Source organism: Aeromonas sp. HMWF014, assembly GCF_963878295.1.
Lineage (GTDB): Bacteria > Pseudomonadota > Gammaproteobacteria > Enterobacterales > Aeromonadaceae > Aeromonas > Aeromonas popoffii.
This window is the reverse complement of sequence record NZ_CAWNYS010000259.1, coordinates 1-4,668: the sequence shown is the minus strand read 5'-3', so window position 1 is coordinate 4,668 and position 4,668 is coordinate 1. Positions and strand designations below refer to the sequence as shown.

Here is a 4,668-nt window from a genome sequence, read left to right as displayed (position 1 = left end):
GATACTGACGCCGTGCTCTTTCAGATAGGCAGTGTTGGTGTCGCCGTTGAGGAACCAGAGCAACTCGTGAATGATGGAGCGCAGGTGGCACTTCTTGGTGGTGACCAGCGGAAAACCCTCCGCCAGATTGAAGCGCATCTGATGGCCGAACAGGGAGACAGTACCGGTGCCGGTACGGTCTGACTTGACGGTGCCCTCATCGAGGATTTTCTGCATCAGGTCGAGATAAGCTCTCATTACTTCGCCTCCTTCACGGCATTACCAAACATCTTCACGCTACCGCAGGCATCTTGGGGCAGGTTATTCTGCATAAGAACGAGGCAGGCTCTCATTGCTTTGCCTCCTTCACCCTATTACCAAATAACTGCGGGCGCTTGTAGGCGGCCCAAATCATCAGGGCACCGGCGATAATCATCGGGGTGGAGAGGATCTGGCCCATGCTGATCTCCTGGAAATAGAGACCCAGCTGGCTGTCCGGCTGGCGCACAAACTCCACCAGGAAGCGGAACAGGCCGTAGAACAGCAAGAACATGCCTGAGATGGCACCACGGGGCGGGTTCTTGCGCCAAAACAGGTTGAGGATGATGAACAGCACCACCCCTTCCAGTGCAAACTGGTAGAGCTGGGAGGGATGGCGCGGCTCGGGGCCTGCCTCCGGGAAGATGATGGCCCAGGGCACATCGGTGACCCGGCCCCACAACTCGCCGTTGAGGAAGTTGCCAATCCGGCCAACACCGAGACCAAACGGAATGAGCGGTGCCACAAAGTCGGCCACGGTGAAGAAGTGGCGCTTGGTCTTGTGGGCAAACCAGATCATCGCGGTGATAACCCCGATCAGACCACCGTGGAACGACATGCCGCCGGTCCAGATCTTGAACAGGTAGAGGGGGTCGGCCAAGAACATGTCGAAGTTGTAGAACAGCACGTAACCGACCCGACCACCCAGGATCACCCCGAGGAAGCCATAAAACAGCAGGTCAGAGACCTCGTTGCGGGTCCAGCCGCTGTTCTGTGCGTCCGCGCGACGCCCCGCCAGCCACATAGCAAAAGCGAAACCAAACAGGTACATGAGACCGTACCAGCGTACCGATAGTGGCCCCAAACTGAATGCGACAGGATCAACCTGCGAGAAAACCCAATATCCATCGTGCTGCATATGCGGCCCCAGTCATAAGAAAAGTCGCATTTTCCGATCATTCGTCAGCAGGGACAAGGCATGATTATCAATCAGTCTGTTTCGTTTTGTGACCGGCCCGCAGCAAGCCGCCCAGACCGTGCTCTTCCAGGTAGCGGGCGAACAGGCCGCGCAGCACGTGAGGATTGTCGTGCTTGAGGCCGTCGGCCATCAGCGCGGTCAGCTCGCTCAGGGTCGATTGACGCAGCACGTACTTGATCCTGGCGATATTGTGGGTGTTCATACTGAAGCGGCGATAGCCCATGGCCAGCAACAAAAGCACACCGACCGGATCGCCGGCCAGTTCGCCACAAACCGACACCGGCTTCTGGTAGCGATGGGAGGCATCAACCAGCTGCTGCAGGGCGCGGATCACCGCAGGATGGAAAGCGTCGTAGATGTTGGCGACGCGGGCATTGTTGCGGTCCACCGCCAGCAGGTATTGCGTCAGGTCATTGCTGCCCACCGACCAGAAGTCGATGAGCGGCGCCATCTCGGGCAGTATATAGAGGGCGGACGGCACCTCTATCATCACTCCCAGGCTGGGGTAGCGGATCACCGCATCGCGGCTGGCCGCCTCTTCCGACACTTCTCGCCAGGCCTGATCCAGCAACCGACGGGAAGCCCTGATTTCGCTGACACTGCTGATCATCGGCAGCATGATGGCCAGGTTGTCCAGCCCTTCGCTCGCTCGTAGCATGGCCTTGAGCTGGACCAGAAACAGTTCGGGGTGATCCAGAGTGAGCCGGATCCCCCGCCAGCCAAGGAAGGGATTTTCCTCGACGATGGGGAAATAGGGCAGCTGCTTGTCTCCCCCCACGTCCAGCGTGCGCATGCACACAGGACGATTGCGATAGGTTTCCAGAATGCCGCGATAGCGCGCCGTCTGCTCCCACTCGGAGGGGAAGCTGTCCTGCAGCATGAAGGGGATCTCGGTGCGATAGAGCCCAACCCCGTCTGCCAGATGATTGAGGGAGATCTCGGTGTCGGCACTCAGGCCAGCGTTGAGCAGCAAGGAGACAGGGGTGCCATCGGCGGTTTCCGATGGCTGACTGTCGACGCTGCGCACCAGGGTATCGAGCGCCCGCTCCTCGTTGAGCAGTTGCCGATACTCGGTCAGGATCACCTGATTGGGCTCGATGAAGAGATCGCCGCTGTAGCCGTCGACCACCAGCATGCGACCGCCGATGTCGCCGAGCGGCAGATCCACCCCCATGATAGCCGCGACCCCCATGGCACGGGCTAAAATGGCGGCATGGGAGTTGGTACCGCCCTTGAGGGAGACCACCCCGGTCAGGAATTCCCTCGGCACCTCGGCAAGTATGGTGGCCGTCACCTCGTCGGCCACCAACACCACGGGCTCGCCGACCGTGATATGTTCCGGTTCATTCTGCACCAGCCGGCTGATAAGCCGCTGGGCTATGTCCTTCACATCGGTGGAGCGCTCCTGCAGGTAGGGATCCTTCATCCCCTTGAACTGGTCGATCAGTCGGTCGCTGATGAGCTTGACCGCCGACACGGCCGTCCAGTGCTCCTTGCTCACCTTGTTGCGGATGGGCTTGATGTAACCGGGATCGTTGAGCAGATGCAGATAAATGTCGAAGATGGCAACCGAATCCTCGCCGTAGCTCTCGCGAAACCGCAGTGCCAGACTCTCCAGATCGTGGCGTACCTCTTCCACCGCCACGTTCAGCCGCTCCAGCTGCTTGGCGTGCTCCTCATCCTTGCGTGGAGTGATGGAGCTGAGCTCCTTGCGGGGCCGCCACACCCAGGCTTTGGCCATGGCAATACCGCTGGCCCCGGCGATACCGCGCAGCGGCTTGCTCCAGTCGGTCTTCTGCAACCACCCCTTGGCTTGCGCCTGGGCGATGCGGGCCGCCAGCTGAGCCGCCAGCGTGACCATGAAGGACTCCTCCCCCTCATCAAAAAGGCGACACTCCTTCTGCTGCACCACCAAAATGCCCACCACTTGGCGCTGATGCATGATGGGGGCGCCAAGGAAGGATCGAAACGCTTCTTCGGCGACATCGGGCAGAAATTTGAAACTGGGATGGGAGGGGGCATCAGCCAAGTTGATCAGCTCTTCCCGCTGACCCACCAGACCGACTATACCCTGCTCAAATGGCAGGATCGCCTTGCCCACCGCCGACTCGGCCAGACCATCGGTCGCGGCCAGCCGGTAGCGGCGCATGTCCGGTTCAGAAACATAGACGGAACAGCAGTCCACCATCATAGCCAGCCGGGTCTGACTGACCAATGCCTGCAGGGCCAGCTCCAAGGTGTTGGCTTCGGCCATGCTTTCGACGATGCGTCTGAGTTCCGTCAGCAACTAGGTGTGCTCCTTAGCGAGAGCGGTTGCGCCGCCCATCTTTCCGATTAACTTGCACCACGGGCACTGGCATCGCCAGCGGAGCAAACTCTTTCATCACCCGTCGATAGACTTCTCGCTTGAAAGAGACAACCTGGCGTACCGGATACCAGAAGCTGACCCAACGCCAATCATCAAACTCGGGGTGACCATGACAACCGAACTGGATTCTGGACTCCCTGTCAGGATCCAGTTGTAGCAAGAACCATTTTTGTTTTTGGCCAATACAGACCGGTGAACTGTCCCAACGAACAAGGCGTTTGGGTAAGCGGTACTTCAGCCAGTTGCGACTGGTGGCCATGATGGTCACATCCTCGGGCTTGAGGCCTATCTCCTCATACAGCTCACGATACATGGCCTGCTCAGGCGTCTCACCGTCATCAACTCCCCCCTGCGGAAACTGCCAGGAGTGCTGCCCATAGCGCTTAGCCCACAATACTTGCCCGTCACGGTTACAGATCACGATTCCGACATTGGGACGAAACCCGTCGCCATCTATCACGTGATCACCTTATAAAGGCTGAATCTATAAGGAGATTGTTCCACATTCACCCCGTGGCAGCAAACAAGGACTGCAATCCCCCACTCATGAATAACTTTCAATTTCAAGCCGACTTATAAACAAATCCAAGGATCAAACCCCGCAAGTTGCCCACCCAGACTGTGTATAAGCCTGTGAGCAAGCGGGTATATACAGTAGTTTTGTTTATCTGCTCTACTCAAGGAACCAGCATGCGGTATGGTTTATCAAACCAAACATTCATTTAAATACAATGCGTTATATGCATGGTGCTGGATCAAGATCCATGTCTTTCCCGGCCAAAGATCCGGGATCCTGATTGTGAACAAGTTCGTCTGCTCAAAGATCCACCACGGATAATTTATCCACAGGAGTGGCACACTATCTGCCCTGCCATCGCAGCAAAAATCGCTGCCGTTTCACATTTTTTTGTAACAACACCCCCACTATCACCACATTGCGCCAGTTATCCAAGATTTCTGTGGATAACTGTGTGCAACAGCATGAGTAAACCCTTGGACAACTATTCCAAGCCGGGATCCTGCGTGGAAAAGATCGGTACAATAAAGACAAATTCGTTAAAAATCATTATGATAAGTAATAAGG

At 57.1% G+C, this 4,668-nt stretch carries 5 protein-coding genes; 1 reads left to right on the top strand and 4 read right to left on the bottom strand.

The window, feature by feature from the left end:
• The 4 genes from thyA to rppH form a co-directional block, all read right to left on the bottom strand.
• Positions 1 to 237 (bottom strand): thymidylate synthase (gene thyA / locus AAC083_RS10525; protein ID WP_108536556.1); only part of this gene is annotated, 237 nt, incomplete at its 3' end.
• A gap of 91 nt (positions 238 to 328) precedes the next feature.
• Positions 329 to 1,156 carry a prolipoprotein diacylglyceryl transferase gene (gene lgt / locus AAC083_RS10520; RefSeq protein ID WP_042038817.1) on the bottom strand — a complete coding sequence of 276 codons (828 nt, stop codon included), beginning with the start codon at positions 1,154 to 1,156 and terminating at the stop codon, positions 329 to 331.
• 67 nt (positions 1,157 to 1,223) lie between these two features.
• A complete protein-coding gene (gene ptsP, locus AAC083_RS10515) occupies positions 1,224 to 3,503 on the bottom strand; it encodes a phosphoenolpyruvate--protein phosphotransferase (RefSeq protein WP_042038816.1) in 2,280 nt (759 codons plus the stop codon).
• A gap of 13 nt (positions 3,504 to 3,516) precedes the next feature.
• Positions 3,517 to 4,044 carry an RNA pyrophosphohydrolase gene (gene rppH / locus AAC083_RS10510; protein ID WP_108536555.1) on the bottom strand — a complete coding sequence of 176 codons (528 nt, stop codon included), beginning with the start codon at positions 4,042 to 4,044 and terminating at the stop codon, positions 3,517 to 3,519.
• A gap of 284 nt (positions 4,045 to 4,328) precedes the next feature.
• Between rppH and AAC083_RS10505 the strand changes: the two genes are divergently transcribed.
• Positions 4,329 to 4,668 (top strand): hypothetical protein (locus tag AAC083_RS10505; RefSeq protein WP_219927879.1); only part of this gene is annotated, 340 nt, incomplete at its 3' end.